16 protein-coding genes are annotated in these 19,440 nt (G+C 67.8%); 5 read left to right on the top strand and 11 right to left on the bottom strand.

Annotation, left to right across the window (positions count from 1 at the left end; translation table 11 throughout):
• Positions 1-22 precede the first annotated feature (22 nt).
• The 3 genes from ACYVKI_RS00080 to ACYVKI_RS00070 form a co-directional block, all read right to left on the bottom strand.
• On the bottom strand, positions 23-415 hold the full coding sequence (locus tag ACYVKI_RS00080) for a hypothetical protein (protein ID WP_460688309.1): 393 nt from the start codon (positions 413-415) through the stop codon (positions 23-25).
• Positions 416-508: 93 nt separating this feature from the next.
• On the bottom strand, positions 509-2,902 hold the full coding sequence (locus ACYVKI_RS00075; protein WP_460688308.1) for a glycoside hydrolase family 3 protein: 2,394 nt from the start codon (positions 2,900-2,902) through the stop codon (positions 509-511).
• 229 nt (positions 2,903-3,131) lie between these two features.
• Entirely contained in the window at positions 3,132-4,289 is a 1,158-nt protein-coding gene (locus tag ACYVKI_RS00070; protein WP_460688307.1) for a glutathione S-transferase family protein, read from the bottom strand.
• A gap of 79 nt (positions 4,290-4,368) precedes the next feature.
• On the opposite strand from ACYVKI_RS00070, the gene ACYVKI_RS00065 reads away from it, so the two are divergent.
• Both ACYVKI_RS00065 and ACYVKI_RS00060 read left to right on the top strand, forming a co-directional pair.
• Positions 4,369-5,268, top strand: coding sequence for an MBL fold metallo-hydrolase (locus tag ACYVKI_RS00065; protein ID WP_460688306.1), 900 nt, complete (start codon positions 4,369-4,371; stop codon positions 5,266-5,268).
• 21 nt (positions 5,269-5,289) lie between these two features.
• Positions 5,290-6,510: a cation:proton antiporter gene (locus tag ACYVKI_RS00060; RefSeq protein WP_460688305.1), complete on the top strand. Its 1,221-nt coding sequence runs from the start codon at positions 5,290-5,292 to the stop codon at positions 6,508-6,510.
• A gap of 43 nt (positions 6,511-6,553) precedes the next feature.
• Here ACYVKI_RS00060 and ACYVKI_RS00055 read toward each other — a convergent pair whose 3' ends face one another.
• Complete coding sequence (locus ACYVKI_RS00055; RefSeq protein ID WP_460688304.1) at positions 6,554-6,961, bottom strand: hypothetical protein; 408 nt, start codon at positions 6,959-6,961, stop codon at positions 6,554-6,556.
• Positions 6,962-7,140: 179 nt separating this feature from the next.
• Here ACYVKI_RS00055 and ACYVKI_RS00050 point away from each other — a divergent pair, with 179 nt between their 5' ends.
• Positions 7,141-8,292 carry an SDR family NAD(P)-dependent oxidoreductase gene (locus ACYVKI_RS00050; RefSeq protein ID WP_460688303.1) on the top strand — a complete coding sequence of 384 codons (1,152 nt, stop codon included), beginning with the start codon at positions 7,141-7,143 and terminating at the stop codon, positions 8,290-8,292.
• A gap of 77 nt (positions 8,293-8,369) precedes the next feature.
• Here the strand turns inward: ACYVKI_RS00050 and ACYVKI_RS00045 are convergent, their stop codons facing one another.
• From ACYVKI_RS00045 to ACYVKI_RS00025, 5 genes are all read right to left on the bottom strand, one after another.
• Positions 8,370-9,242, bottom strand: a complete 873-nt coding sequence (locus ACYVKI_RS00045; RefSeq protein WP_460688302.1) for an AMIN-like domain-containing (lipo)protein — start codon at positions 9,240-9,242, stop codon at positions 8,370-8,372.
• A 267-nt stretch (positions 9,243-9,509) separates the two neighbouring features.
• Entirely contained in the window at positions 9,510-10,418 is a 909-nt protein-coding gene (locus ACYVKI_RS00040; protein WP_460688301.1) for a glycine betaine ABC transporter substrate-binding protein, read from the bottom strand.
• An 87-nt stretch (positions 10,419-10,505) separates the two neighbouring features.
• Entirely contained in the window at positions 10,506-11,432 is a 927-nt protein-coding gene (locus ACYVKI_RS00035) for an ABC transporter permease (protein ID WP_460688300.1), read from the bottom strand.
• Positions 11,429-12,673 carry a quaternary amine ABC transporter ATP-binding protein gene (locus ACYVKI_RS00030; protein ID WP_460688299.1) on the bottom strand — a complete coding sequence of 415 codons (1,245 nt, stop codon included), beginning with the start codon at positions 12,671-12,673 and terminating at the stop codon, positions 11,429-11,431. The genes ACYVKI_RS00035 and ACYVKI_RS00030 overlap by 4 nt, the downstream gene beginning before the upstream one ends.
• A gap of 181 nt (positions 12,674-12,854) precedes the next feature.
• On the bottom strand, positions 12,855-14,459 hold the full coding sequence (locus tag ACYVKI_RS00025; RefSeq protein ID WP_460688298.1) for a mechanosensitive ion channel family protein: 1,605 nt from the start codon (positions 14,457-14,459) through the stop codon (positions 12,855-12,857).
• A gap of 254 nt (positions 14,460-14,713) precedes the next feature.
• Here ACYVKI_RS00025 and hisD point away from each other — a divergent pair, with 254 nt between their 5' ends.
• Together hisD and ACYVKI_RS00015 are read left to right on the top strand one after the other, a co-directional pair.
• A complete protein-coding gene (hisD, locus tag ACYVKI_RS00020) occupies positions 14,714-16,021 on the top strand; it encodes a histidinol dehydrogenase (protein ID WP_460688297.1) in 1,308 nt (435 codons plus the stop codon).
• 119 nt (positions 16,022-16,140) lie between these two features.
• Positions 16,141-16,893, top strand: coding sequence for a phosphotransferase enzyme family protein (locus ACYVKI_RS00015; RefSeq protein WP_460688296.1), 753 nt, complete (start codon positions 16,141-16,143; stop codon positions 16,891-16,893).
• Between the two features lie 114 nt (positions 16,894-17,007).
• On the opposite strand, the gene ACYVKI_RS00010 is transcribed toward ACYVKI_RS00015, so the two are convergent.
• Both ACYVKI_RS00010 and ACYVKI_RS00005 read right to left on the bottom strand, forming a co-directional pair.
• Positions 17,008-17,343 carry a MazG nucleotide pyrophosphohydrolase domain-containing protein gene (locus tag ACYVKI_RS00010; protein WP_460688295.1) on the bottom strand — a complete coding sequence of 112 codons (336 nt, stop codon included), beginning with the start codon at positions 17,341-17,343 and terminating at the stop codon, positions 17,008-17,010.
• 346 nt (positions 17,344-17,689) lie between these two features.
• Positions 17,690-19,440 (bottom strand): SH3 domain-containing protein (locus ACYVKI_RS00005; protein WP_460688294.1); only part of this gene is annotated, 1,751 nt, incomplete at its 5' end.

Here is a 19,440-nt window from a genome sequence, read left to right as displayed (position 1 = left end):
CCGCATCGGGTCACCGGGAGGGTCAGTCGGTGCTGATCTCGCCGTCCTGATCGATGACGTAGGTGGTGCCGTCCTCGGCCGCCTCCGCCTCGATCGTGAAGTCGCCTCCGTCGATGTTGACCTGCGAGGTCATGCTCTCGGTGGCTTCCGAGTGTTCGAACGGCAGAACCCACATGCCGTACTTCTGCTCGGCGGAGCTGACGTCGTCGGCCAGCAGGAACTCCGACTGGTCCTCCCCGAACTCCTCGAGACCGTCCAGGATGGTCTGCCGGGCCTCCTCCAGATCCGTCTGGACCTCAGGGTGCTCGACGGCCTCCTGCGCGTCGCCGTCCTCGCCGTTCGGCTCGGCGTCATCGGCGCCGCAGCCGACCAGACCCACAGCCGTCAGCAGAAGCGCAGACGCTCCGAGTGACATTCTCCGGACATTCTTCATATGCTCGTCAACCTTTCGTCATGCGTGGTGGGTCAGACGCCGGGCCGGGGCTCCCCGCGCCCGACGACCTGCCGCTCAGTCTGCCAGCGGTCCGGACCAGTCCAGTCCGAAGCCGAAGGTGTAGTCGTTGCCGTCCGCGTCGACATAGGTTTCGTGGTCCTCACCGACGTCCTCCAGCTGGGCCTCCACCGCCTCCATCGAGTCCGGGAATCCGATGGGCAGGCGACCCTGCGGCTCATGCAGACCCAGAGCGACCTCCAGCAGGGCCTGGTCGCTGACGCCGAATCCGGCCAGGACAGCATCAGTCTGCGGCTCGAACTCTGCGGGAACGATGGGGTTCGAGGCCTTGAGGACCACGATGATCGGGATGTCCTCGCCGCTGGTCTCCACGGCATCGACTGCTCGCTCAAAGGCGTCCAGGTCAGCCTCGTTCGAGATCCTGGAGGTCTCGCCGGCGTAGGACCGGTTCTCCCGGGATCCGTCCTCGTCCACGTCACCGCTGATGGAGACCTCCCGCACCTCGTGACCGTCTGCAGTGTACGGACGGTACTGCAGGGAGAGCGGGTACCAGAGATCCTCCTCCTCGTCCCAGCCGGCCTTGGAGAAGTTGTCGCCGTTGTTCGGGCTGCTCATGCCGACCACGACGGCGTCGACGCCGGAGAGATCGGGGGCCTCGTAGGAGACGACCTGATCCTCGTCGTCGTACTCGACCTCGTCAGTGACGACGTCGCCGAAGTACTCCTCGGCGACCTCGAGGTCGATGGTGGGCCCCTCCTCGTACTGGGCGGGGCCGAAGGCGTTGTCATGACCAGTGTCGAAGGACTGCGGGATGTAGACGGTCTGCTCCGCGTAGTCCTCCGCCGCTGACTCGGCGACGACGTCGTCGTTCTTCAGCATCACGACGGAGTCCAGCTGCGCCCGTGTCGCCGCCTCCGTCTTGTCCTCGCTGCCGAGGCTCTCTTCAGCGTCGTCCAGGACGACGAAGGGACTCTCGTAGAGACCTGCTTCGAAGAGCATGGTCAGCACACGTTCTCCGGTCTGGGCCCAGCGGGTGTCCGCGTCGACGTCGAGCTCGCCGTCCTCGTAGGCCTGCTGCCACAGTTCATGGGCGTCCAAGACCGGGCCGACGTCGTTGTTGCCGCCGAACATGTCGACCCCGGCGCGCAGAATCTCGAAGTGGCGCTCCTCGACGCTCAGGTCCTCCTTGCCCCAGGCCATGCCGAAGAGCTCGTCCTCGTCCAGCCAGGAGTTGGTCACGCCCCAGTCGGTGACCAGGACGCCGTCGTAGCCGTTCTCCTCGCGGAGGATGTCGATGGCGGCGTCCTCGTAGGCGCTGCCGGCGCGCTCGTCGAAGAGGGACTCTCCCTCGCCGTCGAGCATGATCGAGTAGTTCACCATCATCGAGGAGGCCTGCTGGGCGCCCAGGAAGACGTCGAGGTGCTCCTGGAAGTTGTCTCCGGGGAAGACTGCGTACTTGCCGGAGTTCATGTGGGATTCGCGGCCGCCTTCCCCGGCGCCGTCTCCGGGGAAGTGCTTGATCATCGTCGAGACCGACTCCGGCCCCCAGCCCACCGACTCGCCGTCCTCGTAGGTGTTCTGGAAACCGTCCACGTACGCGGCACCCAGCTGCGTCGCGAGGTCGGCATTCTCGCCGTAGGTTCCGCTGACGCGCAGCCAGCGAGGATCGGTGGCCAGGTCGATCTGCGGACTCAGGGCATTGGAGATGCCCAGGGCGCGGTACTCCTCCGAGGCGATGCGGCCGAACTCCTCCACCCGCTCCGGACTGAACAGGGCGGCCATGCCCAGGTTGGACGGCCATTCGGAGAGGCTCCCGGGTTCGCCGAAGGCGGCACCGGCGTCATGCCGCGGGTCGGTGGAGAGGTTCACCGGCACGTACGGGGTCTCCTGGGAGACCAGGGACTCCACGTGCGCCTGCAGCTCATTGGCCCAGGTGACGTTCTCCTCCAGGTCCGATCCGCCGGCGTTGAGGACGTTGCGCAGATGGTCCTCGGCCAGATACTCGCGCTGCTCGTCGGTCAGCCCATCTCCGGGCGCCCGCTCGTGGCCGGAGAACAGCATCAGGCCAGCAACCTGTTCGATGGTGAGCTGCTCGGCCAGGTCGGCCGCACGCTCCTCAGTAGGGGCACGCCAGTCCTCCCAGGTGGAGAGCTCACCGTCGCCGTCCATGTCTTTGAAGGCGTAGGTCGCGCCGTCGTCCTCCACTTCGATGAGATCGAATGAGCTGTCGGCGGCGAGCGTAAGCCTGGGACCCCCATCGGGGTTCTCGACCACGGTGATCGCAGTCTCCCCATCAGTGGCCTCGTGGGTGGAGTACGAGCTGGACCCGGACTCCTCGGCGTCGGCCGCGGCCTCCTCAGGGTCTGCCGAACAGCCGGCGAGCGCCAGGCTCAGGCAGGCGGCCACCCCCAGGGCAGACTGCGTCGTTCTGTCGATAGGTGCACGTCTCATCAAGGTCTCCTTCGCTGCGGCGAAGCCGGCATCGACGCCGGCTCGATCACCGTAGGGAGACGAGCACTCCTGATGAGAGGCTGATCACATATTCGGTCGCTTTTTCTGCACAACCTGTCACGCACGACACAGCGCCGGGCATCGATCGGGGAGATTCTCGTGGTCCGGGCGCCGGATACGGACGCACATCGCGAAGAATCCCCCACTCGATGAGTGCGGCACCGTCGGCTCAGCCGTGCAGCGGATTCGCCCCGGGCGGAACCTCGTCAGCAGCCAGGGGGCCGGGCGCCGTCGCACCCTCGGCGAAGGGGGCCCCTCCCAGCCGCTCCCGCCCGTGCGCGGAGAGCCAGCTCTCCAGTTCCGGCCCCTGCGGCACGATCTGCGTGGGGTTCACGTCTTCGTGGACCACGTAGTAGTGGCGCTTGATCTGGTCGAAGTCGACCGTGTCGCCGAAGCCGGGGGTCTGGAAGAGGTCCCGGGCGTAGGCCCACAGGTTCGGCATCTCGGTGAGCTTGGTGCGGTTGCATTTGAAGTGCCCGTGGTAAACGGGGTCGAATCGGACAAGCGTGGTGAACAGCCGGACGTCGGCCTCGGTGATGTGCTCGCCCATGAGGTACCGGCGGTCGGCCAACCGATCCTCCAACCAGTCCAGGGCGGCGAACAGGCGGTCGTAGGCCTCGGAGTACGCACGCTGCGAGCCGGCGAACCCGCACCGGTAGACCCCATTGTTGACCTCGGTGAAGATCCGTTTGATCACCGGGAGCATGTCCTCGATCAGGTCGTCGGGGATCAGGTCGGGCGCGCCCTCGCGATGGTGCGCCCGCCACTGCGTGGAGAGGTCGAAGGTCAGCTGCGGGTAGTTGTTGGTGACCACACCCCCGGACGGCACGTCCACCAGCGCGGGAACGGTGATCCCCCGCGGATAGTCGGGGAACCGGGCGAAGTAGTTCTGCTGCAGGCGCTCGGTGCCCAGGACGGGGTCGCGGCCGTCCTCGGTGAGGTCGAAGGTCCAGGAGCGGACGTCATGCACCGGCCCCGGCGTGGCCAGGGAGATGACGTCCTCCAGCCCCACCAGCCGGCGCACGATGATCGACCGGTGCGCCCACGGGCAGGCCCGCGCCGCCACCAGCCGGTACCGGCCGGGCTCCACCGGCCAGGCCTCGGCCCCCTCGGTGAGCCCGGCGATCCGCGGGTCCCCGATGGTCGAGCTCTCCTCCTGGGCAGCGGCCCGGACGGCGTCGACATCGGCGACCACGCGGTCTTCGATGTAGTTCGTGTCCCGGGTGAACTCCTCACCGGTCACATACGCTCCGGCGGTGGAATGCTCCGTGCCGGCTGTCGGCTGCGGGTCGGCGGTCTCAGCTGTGCTGTCCTGTGCAGGTGCCATGGCGCCAGCTTACGACGCCGCCCCCCATCCGGTGGAACAGCGGCAGGATCCCGTCGCCCGCGAGTCATAGAGTGGTGGCATGACCATGACGACGACGTCGGTGACACGCCTGCTCTGCGAGAACCCTTCGCCCATGACCCTGGAGGGCACGACCACCTACCTGCTCGGCGGCCGGGACGCCGCCGTCGTCGTCGATCCCGGACCTGCGGACCACCCTGATCATCTGCAGGCTGTCCTGGCGGCCCTCGGTGAGCGCCCTGTGGCCCAGATCCTGGTGACCCACCGGCATCGCGACCACACCGGCGCGGTTCCCGCCCTGGCTCAGGCCACCGGGGCCCCGGTCCGCGGCATCGACTCCGGGCAATGCCGGGCGGGCTCCGACGGCCTGGACCCCGGGCCACTGGCCGACGGAGAACGGATCGACCTCGGAGGAAACACCGCCGAAGTGCTGCACACCCCCGGGCACACCTCCGATTCAATGTGTCTGTTCCTGCCCCGGGCCCAGCTGGTGGACGAGTCCGGTGATGAGCGTCTCGGGCGCGCACCCTCAGGGCCGGTGGCGATGATGCTCACCGGGGACACGATCCTGGGCCGCGGCACCACCATGCTCGACCACCCCGACGGCACTCTCACCGATTATCTGGCCAGCCTGGAGCGTCTCGCCGCGCTCGGGGACACGCCCGGGGAAGTCCTCTTGCTCCCCGCCCACGGCCCGGCGCAGCCCTCGCTGGCCGGGGCGGCGCGGTCCTACCTGGCCCACCGGCATGAGCGCCTCGACCAGGTCAGGAGCCTGTTGGCCACGACGTCAGCGGGCACGAGCCCACAGTCTGACACCGGTCCCGCCTCTGCCGGTGACAGACCTGCCGCCGAGGAGCTCGGGCGCCTCCTCTACGGAGAACGCAGCCCGCTGCCGGCCCAGGTGACCACCAAGATCGCCGCCGCCCAGCTGGACCACCTGCGCCACCTCGGCGAGCTCTGAGAACCGGCGTAGGCTCCTCCCATGGGTGAACATATGCTCGTCGAGAATCTGCTCTCCACCTGGTGGATCGTCGCCGCCGCCTTCCTGGCCCCAATGCTGGCCCTGGGCACTCGGCGCAGGATCCCCGACGTCGTCTGGCTGCTCCTCCTCGGCATGCTCATCGGGCCCTTCGGCCTGCAGCTCGCGGAGCAGACCGCCGCGGTGGAGTTCCTCCGCGAGCTGGGTATGGGGTTCCTGTTCCTGCTCGCCGGACTCGAGATCAACACCTCGCAGATGCGCGGCCGCCAAGGGCGCGCGGCGGCTCTCACCTGGGTGATCTGCCTGGTCCTCGGGATCGGGGCGGGGCTGCTCGTCGCTCAAGGCGAGGTCCATGTCGCGATCGTCTTCGCCATCGCCTCCACCTCGACCGCGCTGGGCACGCTGCTGCCGATCCTGAAGGACGCCGGCAGGGCGACCTCACCGCTGGGGTCGGCCACGATGTTGCATGGCGCCCTGGGCGAGCTGGGCCCGATCGTGGCGATGTCCCTGCTGCTCTCCACACGGGGCACCGGCGGCGCGGCACTCGTGCTGGTGGCCTTCGCCCTGGCGGCCATCCTGGTGGTGCTGGTGCCGCATCGGCTGTTCACCCGTGTCCCTCTGCTGGGGCGGGCCATGGCAGCGGGTGCGAACACCACCATGCAGACGACGCTGCGGTTCACCGTGCTGATCCTGATCACGCTGATGCTGCTGACGGCGATGCTGGAGCTCGACGTCGCGCTGGGCGCCTTCTCGGCCGGGATGCTGCTGAACGCGGTCTTGGCGGGCACGGCGGAGGAGCATGGGCACGCCCTGGTCCACAAGGTGGAGATCATCGGGTTCAGCTTCCTGATCCCGATCTTCTTCGTGACCAGCGGAATGTCCATCGACATCGGGTCAGTGATCTCCCAGTGGCCGGTGCTGCTGGGCTTCGTCCTCTCGATCGCCGTGGTCCGCGGGCTGCCGGTGTTCCTGCGGGAGCAGCTCACCGAGACGCACTCCGGGCTGGGCACCGTCCGCGAGCGCGTGGCCCTGGGCCTCTACGCCTCCACCGGTCTGCCGATCATCGTGGCGGTCACTCAGATCGCCGTCTCCTCGGAGCTGATCGAGGAGTCGATGGCCTCGGTGATGGTCACCGGCGGGGCGGTCACCGTCCTGCTGTTCCCGCTGCTGGCGCAGGTCGTGGAGAAGGGGCGCCCCTCCGCTCCCGCCTACGACGGCGCCTGACGGGCCGAGCAGGCCCCGAGTCAGAGGCGGACAGACGCGGGGATCAGAACGCGCGCTTCTGGTACGGGTGTTCGTTCCAGCGGATCTCTGAGACGGCGATGCCGTCAGCCTGCAGGTGGTCCACCAGGGAGGTCGCGGCGGAGCCGATCCGGTCGAAGGCATGCGGCTCGGCGACGCCGACCGGACCGGACGCGTAGAAGGTCACCTGCAGCACCCGTCGCCCCCGTCGGTTCTCCGTGCGGTCCGTGGTCACCGACAGCTGGCCGTCCGTGACGCCGACGAGCGGGCGTCCGTCGACATCCTCTCGGAAGGAGTCCATGAACCCGGTGAGCTCCTCGACGGCGTTCTCCACGGCGTCGAGGTCATCGGCGTCGATCTGTGCCTCGAGCACAGCCCACTCGTCTTCGGCCAGGGCCCGCGGCCCCCAGTCGTTCCTCTGACGCCAGCGCATCAGCCCTCCTCCTGAGTCCTTGCTCGTAGTAACAATGCATCATCATCGCGTCATCTTCTCGCGGCACTCGGGCCCGATCCGGCCGAGAGCCGTCCTCACAGGCCTGCTGACCGCCCGAGCTGAACACCAGCTGAACGAACGCGGTCCTGCGTCTCAGCCTGTCGATCTAGGATACTGACATGAGTACCCACACCGCTCTGATCACCGGCTCGACCGCCGGCCTGGGCGCCTCGTTCGCCCGTCAACTCGCTGGCCAGGGCTATGACCTGGTGCTCGTGGCCCGCGACGGGAATCGCCTGCAGATGCAGGCTGAATCGCTGACGTCCCAGTTCGGGGTGCGCGCCACCGTGCTCATCGCAGATCTGGTCACCGACGACGGCGTCGGCGCCGTCCAAGAGCGCCTGGCTGATCCGCGTCATCCTGTCCACCTGCTGGTGAACAATGCTGGCCATGGGCTCCCCAGTGATTTTCTGGAGTCCGATCTCGACGCCGAGCGGGACCTGCTGCGCCTCCATGTGCAGACCACCCTGGAGCTCACGCACACGGCTGCCCGGGCGATGGCCCGCCGCCGCGGGGGTCGGATCATCAACGTCGCCTCAGTGGCCGGGTTCACCCCGACCGGCACCTACTCGGCGGCCAAAGCCTGGGTCATCAATTTCTCCAAGTCCATCCACCAACAGCTGCGTGGCGACGGCATCACGGTCACCGCGCTCTGCCCCGGGCTGGTGCGCACCGAATTCCACGAACGCTCGGGGATCAAGGTCAAGGGCGCGAAGCGGTGGATGTGGCTGGACGCCGACGACGTGGTGCGTGAGGCGCTGGCCGCCAGCGCCCAGGGGGTCTCGATGTGTGTGCCCTCCCGCAGCTACCAGGTGCTGACCGCGTCTTTGAAGTTCGTCCCCGACTCCATGGTCCGCTGGGCGATGGAGCGCCGGGTGGGGGCTCCGGCGGAGGGTGAGGCGATCGCCCAGCTGGAGTCCGGCCGTGGCCACCGGCACGACGGCGACGGCACCGCCGAGCCGACCACCGAGGCGATCCGCACTGTGGACGCGTACAAGGCGGCGAAGGCTCAGGACAGCAGGGACCGGGAGGAGATCTCTGGCGCGCCCGAGGAGGCGCCGGGCGGATCAGCGGAGCCCCACGGAGGACCGCAGGACACGGCCGGAGGATCGGAGGCGCCGGGCGAATCGGAGACGCCGACCGCTGAGGTGCCGACGACGCCGACTCCTGCGTCCTCCACGTCCTCCGCCGCTGAGAGATCGTCTCCCCGCGGGGAGGACGACGACCCAGGACGCCTTCAGCTCCACGGGAGGAACCCGCTGAAGAAGTGAGCACCCGGACCGAACCGATGACGAGCGGGACACCGGCGTCGTACGGCTCGGACTCGGTGGTCCACCGCCGGGATGCCTCAGTGCAGGATGTCGACGACCAGACGTGAGCCGTCCTCGATGGTGAAGACGTCGACCTCGTGGGGTGCGTCCAGTGAGATGTAGTAGCTGGCCGCCCCCTCGAACACGGCACTGGTGGCGGTGCCCCGCACGATGGACTCGGTCTCCGGCCAGTCCGTCTCCAGGACCAGGTGTCCCTGGCCCTCGCCGGCCATGCCGGGACGCAGTCCGGTGACACTGACGGCCAGGAACGCCTCACCCGGCATGTCGATCTCGTGGCCGCTGCCCGGCTGGCGGGGAACATCGACGTATTCGACATGCCATCCGGGAAGCCCGGCGACATGGTGATCGAAGACCACACGGTCATAGCCGTCGTGGACGCCGAGGCGCACGTCGTCCAGCAGGAGATCCTCACCGGTCGGCGACGGGATGAGGGTGTCCGGGAAGCCTTCGCTCTGCCGAGTCTCGGTGCCGAACCGGTCCGTGCTCAGACCTTCGCGGTGCTCCAGATAGGGCCCGTCCTCAGGGCCCTGCTCCTCGCCGTCCTCGTCGTCCTCGTCATCGCTCGGTGGTTCTTCGTCGGGATCCTCGTCGGGATCCTCGTCGGAGTCGTCGTCCGGTGCGTCATCATCCGGCTCATCATCCGGCTCGTCCGGCTCATCATCCGGCTCGTCCGGCTCATCATCCGGCTCATCATCCGGCTCGTCATCCGTCTCGCCGTCGACGACCTCGTCCCCCGCCGAGCCGTCCTCGGCCGGGTCGTCGCCCGCCGCATCGTCCTCGCCGGGTCCGCCGCAGGCGGTCAGCGCCACGACCAGCAGGCCGGCTCCGAGGGCTCCGGACTCCCTCCGCGACCACCAGGGTCGGCGGCTGCCCTCGCGCGGTGTGCTCATGTCGGAGTCTCGGGGGTTCACCATGATCACCCACCTGCATATCGGGAACAGGAGTCCGTCCAGCGTACGGGTCCTCCCCGGGTCGTATGAACCTCTGAAGGCTCACGACCGCCCCGGTCAGACGGATCTGCCGAGGGCGACACAGCGCGGCACCCGCGCTCCCGGCTCGCCCCCGCCGTCCTTTCCGGGGGGGGCACGAACCGACGCGCGGGTGCCGCTTCTCTGTCGAGGGCGGAAAGCCTCGACTCCTGTCAGAAGGCTCCTGGATCAGCCGGTGATGGCATCCACGATCTCCTGGTTGTTCTCGAGCCACTCGGCAGCCCCGGCCGAGGGGTCGTCGTCATGCACGTTGACGACCAGGTCCTCCAGCTCACCGTACTGTTCATCGTCGAGGCTGAAGCTGCCCATCCACTCCGCGACCTCCGGGAACTCCTCAGAGAACCCGGCGTTCGCGATGAAGTTCAGGGTCTCCGGTTCGCCGAGGGCACCTTCCGGGTCCTCGAGATCCTTGACCGGGAACTCAGCGTTCGCCCAGTAGGGACGCCACAGCGCGACGACGATGTCCTCCTCAGACTCGACGGCGCTCTCCAGCTCAGCCAGCATCGCCACCGTCGAGGACTCGACCAGCTCGAACTGCTCGTCCAGCTCGTAGGTGGGGAAGACCTCGTTGTTGGTGATGTTCATGTGACCGGACCCCGGCTCGATGCCGACGATACGGCCCCCGAAGAGATCGGCGTTGTCATTCAGGTCGGCCAGCGAGTCCACATCCGTGTACTCCGGGACCGCAAGGGTCAGCACTGCGCCGTCATACCAGGCCCCCACGTCCTCCAGGTCGTCCCCGTACTCGTCCATGTACTCGGCGTGAGTGACCTCCGGCCAGGCGGACGGATAGACGTCGATATCACCCTGCGCGACGCCGGTGTACAGCGGGCCCGCCTCGTTGATCTCGGTGATCTCGACGTCGTATCCCTCATCCTCCAAGATGTGGGACCACAGATGCGCCATGCTCAGACCATCGGTCCAGGACGGAATGATTCCCAGTTCGATGGTGCCGCCGGTCTCTGTCTCGGCGTCCGTCTCGCCGTCCCCGGTGCCGTTGCCGTCGCCGCAGGCGCTCAGCGCCAGAGCCGCAGCTGCCGTCACGGACACGAATTTCGCGACACGTCCAGTCGTCATGATGTACCCCTCTCAAGGTCGATCTCTTTCAGTGTGCATGATTCCCGCGGGGAGACGGCACCGCCGTCGTCCCGCCGAGCTGATCCCTCAGGCATCCGCTGAAGCCTCCGCTGCCTCTCGACGACGCCTCAGCGCACGCGCGAGCCGCCCCGTTCCAGGCGAGGTCCCGCCGATGGCGGCAGTGACCCGGTCCAGATAGATCGCCAGCACCACCACGGACAGACCCGCTTCGAATCCCAGCCCGATGTCGAGGCTCGAGATCGCCCGGGCGACCTCTCCGCCGAGGCCTCCGGCCCCGACGAATCCGGCGATGACGGCCATGGACAGCGCCAGCATGATCACCTGATTGATCCCGGCCATGATCGTCGGCATCGCCAGGGGCAGCTGGATGCGCCACAGGATCTGTCCCGGCGGGGTGCCGAAGGCATGTCCCGCCTCGACGACTTCACTGTCGACCTGGCGGATTCCCAGCTCGGTGAAGCGAACCCCCGGGGGCAGGCAGAAGATGAAGGTCGCGACCACTCCTGCCGTCATGCCGATGCTGAAGAGCATGACCACCGGGACCAGCCAGACGAAGGCCGGCATGGTCTGCATCAGGTCCATGATGGGCCGGACCACGTTGCTCACGCGGTCGCTCTTCGCTGCCAGGATTCCCAGGGGTATCGCGATGATCAGGGCCAAGGCCGCGGCGACGGCGATCATCGCCAGGGTCTGCATGGCTGGCTCCCACATGTCCATGCTGATCACGAAGATCATCATCACCGCAGACAGCAGCGCAAGCTTCCAGTTGCGCAGGTACCAGGCCAGTGCTGTGAACAGGAGCACCATGATGAGCGCGTCCGGGGCATTCAACAGGCTCCCCAGCCCATCGGTCAGCGCGTTGACGGTGTCACGGATGAGTCCGAACAGGCCGCTCAGGTTCGTGTTGAGCCAGCCGAAGCCGTCCTCGATCCACTCGCCCACCGGTACGCGTGGCACCCCGAGCCCCTCAGTCTCCTCGGCGGCGCGGCTCATGGGGACACCCCCTCTCCGACGACGGTCGGTTGCGCCCCGCGGGACTGGCTGTTCGGGTCGACGAGCGCGTTCAGCAGGGTGACCCGCGGGATCACTCCGAGCAGTCGCCCACCATCGTCGACGACGGCCAGGCCCACCGCACTCGCGGCGGAGGCCTGCATCAGGTGGGCCAGCGGCACGTCCGGGCCCACAGCGGTCACGGAGCGGACCATGCCGCTCAGGTCGTCACGGCCGCCGGAGACGGCGTCGGCGATGTCAGCCTCATGGACCACACCACGCAATCGCTTGCCGTGCTCGACGACCATCAGAGCATTCGTCTGGTGCTCCCGCATCAGACGATGGGCGCTTCGCGGGCCCTGCTCAGCCCCCAGAACCGCGACGGGAGGCTCCATGATCGCGCCGGCGGTCAGGACGCGAGTGCGGTCCACATCCTGGATGAACTGGGCGACGTAGTCGGTCGCCGGATCGTTGAGGATCTGCTCGGACGTGCCGATCTGGACGATCCGCCCGTCCCGCATCATGGCGATCCGGTCGCCCAGACGCATGGCCTCGTTCAGATCATGGGTGATGAACAGGACCGTCTTGCCCAGCTCATGCTGGAGCTCGATGAGCTGGTCCTGCATCTCTCGACGGATCAGCGGGTCCAGGGCGCTGAACGCCTCATCCATGAGCATCACATCAGTCTCGGCCGCCAGGGCACGGGCGAGGCCGACACGTTGCCGCATACCGCCGGAGAGCTCATCAGGACGGTGCCCGCCCCAGCCGTCCAGGCCGACCATCGACAGCGCGCGGGCCGCCCGGCGTTCACGGTCTGCCCGATTCACCCCCTGGACCTCCAACGCATAGGCGGCGTTCTGCCCCACGGTGCGGTGCGGCAGCAGGGCGAAGTTCTGGAAGACCATGGAGATCCGGTCCCGACGCACTCGGCGGAGCTCACGACCGGTCAGCTTGGCGATGTCCTCTCCGCCGACGCTGACGACCCCGGCAGTGGGTTCCCAGAGACCGTTGACCATGCGGATGAGCGTCGACTTCCCGGAGCCGGAGAGTCCCATGACCACGAAGATCTCGGACTCTGCGACATCGAAGGACGCATCGATGACCGCGGCGGTGAGCCCACGCTCGAGGAGCTCCTCCCGGCTGACCCCCGCGCGGAGCTGATCGACCCCACGCTCCGGGCGTCGCCCGAACACCTTGTAGGCGCTGCGAACGCTGACGGCAGGATCGGTGCTGTCCTGACTCACGTGGTTCCTTCATTCGGGGACAGGTGACGCACCACTGAGTCTCGGGCGGAACGGTGTGACCCCGTCGGAGACGGGCACCGGCAACGCACTTCTCCCCGTCGGGCGACCGACGAGTCACGAGCTCACGGTGCGTGTTCCCGCACCCTATCAAGGTCGCACCCAGGGCGGCACCAGACGACGCTCAGCCACCGTCGTCGGGACGCGCCCGCGGCTTCTCCTGCTCCTCCTCGTCGACGTCGTCGCCGCCGTCGTGCTCCTCCTGGCGTTCACGCCGCTCACGGTAGGCACCCTCCCCGGGTCCGGAGAACTCGCGGTTGCGTTCCACAGCGGTGATGGACCCGGTGAACACCGAGGCTCCTTCACCGGCTTGGGTCAGCGGAGTCTCCTCCGAGGTCGGTTCCCGCACCGCGGCGCCGTCCGACTCAGCCGGTGTGTGACGCTCCTCGTCACCATCCGTGGTGGAGCCGTAGCGCCGGATGAACTCCTGCTCCTCCGGGCTGCGCCGCTGCGTGCCCGAGCCCGTCGACCCGGCCGGGGCATAGGGGTCGTCGACCGGCACGGTCGGCTGTTCCCGGGTGTCACCGATGCGGGATTCCGCCGCTTCCTCCACCGTGCCGAACTGTCCTGTGCGCACCTGCCGCGGTCCGTCGGCCAGCGCCTCTTCGTGGGAGACCAACATGCGCTGGGTGAGCACCGCGTAGGGGTGCTCCGCCCGCAGGTAGTTGACCAGGTCCTCGCGGACGAGACAGCGCAGGTCCCAGAGCTCGCCGGAGTTCCGCGCCGAGACCACCACGCGGGCTTTGACCATGCCGCCGGTGGCCTCGGTGACCTGCATCGAGTAGTCCTTGCCGTCCCACAGCTCCGTGGAGTCCAGCAGTCGCTTCAGCCGGCTCCGCAGCTCGTCCATCGGGACCCGCCAGTCGACGTCCAGCTCCACGGTGCCCATCAGCTCGGTGCCGACACGGGTCCAGTTCTCGAACGGTGTGGCCACGAAGTAGCTGGACGGGTAGATCACCCGCCGCTCGTCCCAGACCTTCAGCACCACGGCAGAGAGCGTGATGTCCTCCACGGTGGCGAAGGTGTCCTCCACGACCACCACGTCGCCCACGCGGATCGAATCGGTGAAGGCCAGCTGGATGCCGGCGAAGACGTTGGTCAGCGTGGACTGCATGGCCAGACCAGCGACGACGGAGACCACACCGGCCGAGGCGAGAAGACCGGCTCCCAGCGCTCGCACCGATTCGAAGTTCAACAGCACCGCGGCGACCGCCACCGTGATGATGATCGCCGCGAGGATCCGGCGGATCAGCGAGACTTGGGTCTGCAGCCGGCGGCCACGGCGGTCGTCGACGTCGTCCTCTCCGGCGTAGCGGGCCAGCACGGCGGCCTCGACCACCCGCACCACACGCATCGCCCACCAGGCGATGCCGACCACGATGACGATGAACAGGATGAACGCCACCCAGGAGTACCAGGCCGCCTCTCCGACCGCGAGACGCAAGGTGACCCGCGATCCGATCATCACCAGGGTGAAGAACAGCGGCAGCCGGGTCCGGTTGATCGCCCGCTTGACCTCCGCGCTGCGGCGGAAGATCTGCTTCATCGCCAGTGAGGAGACCACCGTGACCACCAGGGCCACGACGACGGCGATGGCCACCCCGAGGAGGATGCCCAGTACGGGACCGGCTCCGGTGACCAGTGATTGGACTCCTTCTGGCACAGTGTCGTCGACGATGGTGTTCAGCTCTTCATCGGGGGCCGTCTCTTCTGCGGTCGTGGCGATCACGAGCTCTCCTCACACATGTCGTTCGCTGCCGGGGCGGGCGGTCCGAGCAGCCGCCCATGGGCTGGCACCTGCCGGAATGCAATCATCCAGCATGGTGTCATGCTCGTCTGGGACGCAACCGGGAACAGGCACTGCTCTAAGCCGCCACAGCTCGTGAGCAGGTCGGCCTGGGGCCCGGACGCTGTCATGTGATTCTGTCTCCTGCCCTGCCGCAGGAGACAATGGGGACGAATCCATCCGCCCCGAGGAGGAAAATGCTCACCCTCAAGGATCTCCGTGGCAGCACCGCGGACGTCAGCACCGTGCTCCCCCGCGCCGCACAGGACATCTCAGCCACTGTCGACACTGTGGCGCCGATCCTTGAGAAGGTGCGCCATGGCGGCGTCGAGGCGCTCACCGAGCTCTCCGAGACCTTCGACGGTGTCCGTCCGCCCTCCCTGCGGGTGCCGCAGTGGAAGGTGGAGGAGGCCTTCGAGCACCTGGACCACAGTGTCCGTGAGGCGCTCGAGACGCTGATCACCCGCGCCCGCGAGGTGCACTCCGCCCAGCTGCCGGCCGCCTCCATGGTCTCCCCCGGGCCGGATGCACGAGTCACCAACCGGTGGGTGCCGATCGAGCGGGTCGGACTCTACGTGCCAGGCGGCCAGGCGGTGTACCCGTCGTCGGTGGTGATGAACGTGGTGCCCGCACAGGTGGCCGGCGTCCGTTCCCTGGCGATCGCCTCCCCGCCGCAGAAGGACTTCGGAGGTTACCCCCACCCGACCATCCTGGCCGCCGCCCACCTGCTCGGCATCGAAGAGGTCTACACCGTCGGCGGCGCTCAGGCGGTGGCGATGTTCGCCTATGGCGCCCGCGACGCCGCCGGGCACCTGGTGTGCCAGCCGGTGAAGCTGATCACCGGTCCGGGGAACATCTTCGTCGCCACCGCCAAGCGGGCCGTGCAGGGCGTGGTGGGCATCGACGCGGAGGCCGGGCCCACCGAGATCATGGTGCTCGCCGATGAGTCCGCCGACCCCTCTCTGGTGGCCGCGGACCTGATCTCCCAGGCGGAGCATGACGAACTCGCCGCCGCCGTGCTGGTCACCGACTCAATGCCCTTCGCCGAACGGGTGATGACCGCCGTCGAGGAGCAGGCCGCGCGCACGCCGCACGCTGACCGGGTGAAGCAGTCGCTGACTGGTTCGCAGTCGGCGGTGCTGGTGGTCGACTCGCTGGACGAAGCGGTCGAGGTCGCCAACGCCTACGGGGCGGAGCACCTGGAGATCATGACCAGTGACGACGTTGCCCTGTGCGACCGCATCCACAATGCCGGGGCAGTGTTCCTGGGCGCCTACACCCCGGTGTCGCTGGGCGACTACTGTGCCGGTTCCAACCACGTGCTGCCCACTGGCGGCGCCTCGGCCTACAGCTCGGGGCTGAACGTGACCAGCTTCCTGCGCTCCCAGCAGGTCATCCACTACGGCAGGGACGGGTTGGGTCAGGTGGCCGGTCACGTCTCCGCGCTGGCCGCAGCCGAGGGCCTACCCGCCCACGGCGAGGCCGTGGAGGTCCGCTTCCGCTGACGCCTCCGCGTCGAGTGGTCACGAATCCCGGCATCTCGGGTTCCTGACCGGCGTGTCATCGCGCAGATGCCGGGATTCATGGCCACTGGATGGGCGGGACGACGCGCTAGCCTGGAGCCGTGGAGCACGAACAGCCGCTGACCGGCGGCAACGTCAGCGACGCCGTCGTCCGGATCGGTGACACGGTCCGCAAGCCGTGGAGCTCCACGACGCCAAGCGTCCACGCCTTCCTGACGCATCTGCGGGACCGTGGCGTCGACGCGCCCCGGGTGTTGGGTCGGGACAGGCGAGGCCGCCAGATCCTGGAGTTCGTCCCTGGTCCCACGGCCGAGGGTCGTCGACTCACCTGTGACGAGCTGCACCGGGTGGGCGCGTTGGTGCGACTCATCCACGACGTCGCCGCACAGCACCCTCCCGACGAGAATGCGTCCTGGGAGACCGTCCTTCCCGCCTCGGAGAGCGAGATGATCTGCCACAACGACCTCGCCCCCTGGAACCTGGTCATCGGCGAGCGCTTCGTGTTCATCGACTGGGACGGCACGGGACCGAGCAGTCGGCTCTGGGACCTGGCGTATTCGGCGCAGGCCTTCACCGCGAATGACCCTACGGAGGATCCGGAGACGGCGGCCGCCCGACTCGCCGCGTTCGTCGACGGGTACGGCGCGGACCACGCGCTCCGAGCCGCACTCCCCCGTGCGATGGGCGACCGCACCGCCGCCATGCACCGGCTGCTGCGCGAGTCCCACGCAAGTGGCCGCGAGCCGTGGGGAAGCATGTACCTCACCGGCCACGGCGCGCATTGGTCCGCGGTGACCGCGTATGTGCGCGCGCACGAGCAGCACTGGCGTGAGGCGCTGCTGCCCCGCCGGTGAGGACAGGTCCTCACTGCATCGAGTGGTCACGAATGACGACATCTCAGGCTCCCGACCTGCGTGCCATCGGGCAGACGCCGCGATTCGTGACCACTGGATGGGTGGGGAGGCACGTCAGACGTCGGCAGAGTCGCCCCACCACCGCAGCCACTTGTCGTCCACTGCGCGGTCGGCGTCGATCCCTGCATGTCGGGCCAGCAACAGGACATGAGCGAGCACATCAGCCAGTTCCTCTTCGAAAGCCTGGCGATCGGCGGCGTCGTCGCGTCTACGAGGTCGAGCACGGCCGGTGAGCGCGACGTAGCTGGAAGTCAACTCTCCCAGCTCCTCCTGGAGCTTGAGCATGAACCAGTCCCCGTCTCGATGCAGCCCGAATTTCGCCGCGTAGCCGGCCGAGACCTGCTCGAGCTGGTCGGCCAGCGCCTCCAGCGGTCGTGACTCCTGCGGCATGCGGCCCCTTCCCGGTGGTTCGTCTGCAGCCTACGGCGGCAGGTGACATCCAGTGTCCACGAATGACGACATTTCGGCCCCCTGACCGGTGTGTCATCGGGCAGTTGCCGGGTTCTGTGGCCAGGGGATGCAGATGAATGGCGCCCGGAACGACGGCGCCGGCACGGCTCTTCCCGCGAACTGAAGAGCTGTGCCGGCGCCGTCGTGCGGGCCTGTGGTCAGCGACGCACAGGATTCCATGTTCCGGCTGCGGCACGCGCAGTGCCACAGCCGGTGAATGGGATGCCGCGAAGGGCAGACGATGTCGCTGAGAACTCAGCGGTCCCAGCGTACACCGTCAGCGCGCTCAGGCGTGAGAGAGGTACCCGGTATTCACCCAGCCGGTCAGCGTCTCGCCGTCGTCGGTGTACCGCACGCGGATCCAGTCCCCATCGGTGTCGAGCTGTTCGACGTCGGCGCCTCGAGGAATCTGGGCGAGCTTCTCGCTGGAGGAGTCCGCCTCCTCGCGCAGTGGGACGCTGAAGCTGGCGTTCCAGATGTGGATCGAGCTGAAGACAGTGGTCGCATTGCTGCCCATCTCGTAGTTCTCGACACCGCCAGGGTCGCCCGAGAGGCCCAGCTTGGCCTTGCATCCTGGCCAGGCGTCCCAGCCCTGGCGCTGCCAGAGCTCGTAGGCGCGAGCGATCTGCTCGTACTTGGATGCCTGATGCGGCATGCCGGTGCCGCCGACCCATTCCCAGGACTGCTGCGAGAACTGGAGCCCGCCGTAGTAGCCGTTGCCGGTGTTGATGCTCCAGTCGCCGGTAGCTTCGCACATGGCGAGTCGATCCCAGACCGGATTGTACGACGGAGGCGGAGTGGAGTCCTCCGGCTCAGGCTCGGGCTCAGGCTCCGGCTCAGGCTCCGGCTCAGGCTCAGGCTCAGGCTCCGGCTCGGGCTCAGGCTCCGGCTCGGGCTCAGGCTCAGGCTCGGGCTCAGGCTCCGGCTCAGGCTCAGGCTCCGGCTCCGGCTCAGGCTCCGGCTCAGGCTCCGGCTCAGGCTCAGGCTCAGGCTCCGGCTCAGGCTCAGGCTCCGGCTCCGGCTCAGGCTCCGGCTCAGGCTCCGGCTCAGGCTCCGGCTCAGGTTCCGGCTCCGGGGTGAGCTCCTCCACCCGATCTTGGAGAGCCTCATGGTCGAGAACTCCGGAGGCATCGGTCAAGGAGTCGTCCGCGAGGAGATCCTCGAAGAGCTCATCAACGTTTCGTTCTTCCAGATCAGCCATCTGGCGGACCAGGGCACGGGTGGCTGCCAGGTAGCTGTCCAACTTGTGGGCGACCGAGGCGGACTCGGCATCGTCCCCCTCAGCGTCCTCCTCGTCGGAGCCAGTCTCCTCAACCGGCTCTCCTGCATCAACGTCGTCTTCGTCCACATCGTCGCGGACTTCTTCGTCCGCCTGTGTGTCTTCAGTTTCAGCCTGTTCGGGCTTCTCGGTGGGCTTTTCGGCGGGTGTGGAGTCTTCGACGTCAGTATCAGTTGCGACATCCACGAGCTCGGTGTGGTCAGCATCGATCCAACCGCCCTGGCCGTCGTAGTGCACGAAGTACCAGCCCTCGACCAGCGAGGTCGCGGTGAGCTCGGCACCCTGGGGCACGGTGGCCAGCTCGGCGCCGTCGTCGTCGTGCTTCGCCCGGAGGGTGGTCTCCCGAGCAGTGACCACTTCGGTGGGCTCGATGTTCTCCATGTCCGCGTGGTGGACTTCACCGCCGGACTCGAAGTTCAGGAATGTGCCGAAGACCCATCCGGTGCGGTCGCCCACGGACACCTGATACCACCCGCCGTTGCGAGGCCCGGATGTCACTCGAACCGACTGCTGCGGGTTCAGCACACGGACGACCCCATAGCTGTTTCCCGCGCCGGACCGCATGTTGACCCAGGTCGTCGCCGCCGCTGTGCGGCTGTCCGTGTTCGAACTCGACGACCCAGAACTCGACGACCCAGAATCCGAGGACCCAGAATCCGAACCCGAGACCCGCTCCACGAAACTCGGCCCCACATACAAAGTCCGCCCGCCATGACGGATCGCATACCAGCCATTCTTCGTCCCGGTCACCTCGACCT

The organism is Nesterenkonia suensis (assembly GCF_054782935.1).
The sequence above is the reverse complement of the archived record's forward strand: the minus strand, read 5'-3'. Positions and strand labels throughout refer to the sequence as shown.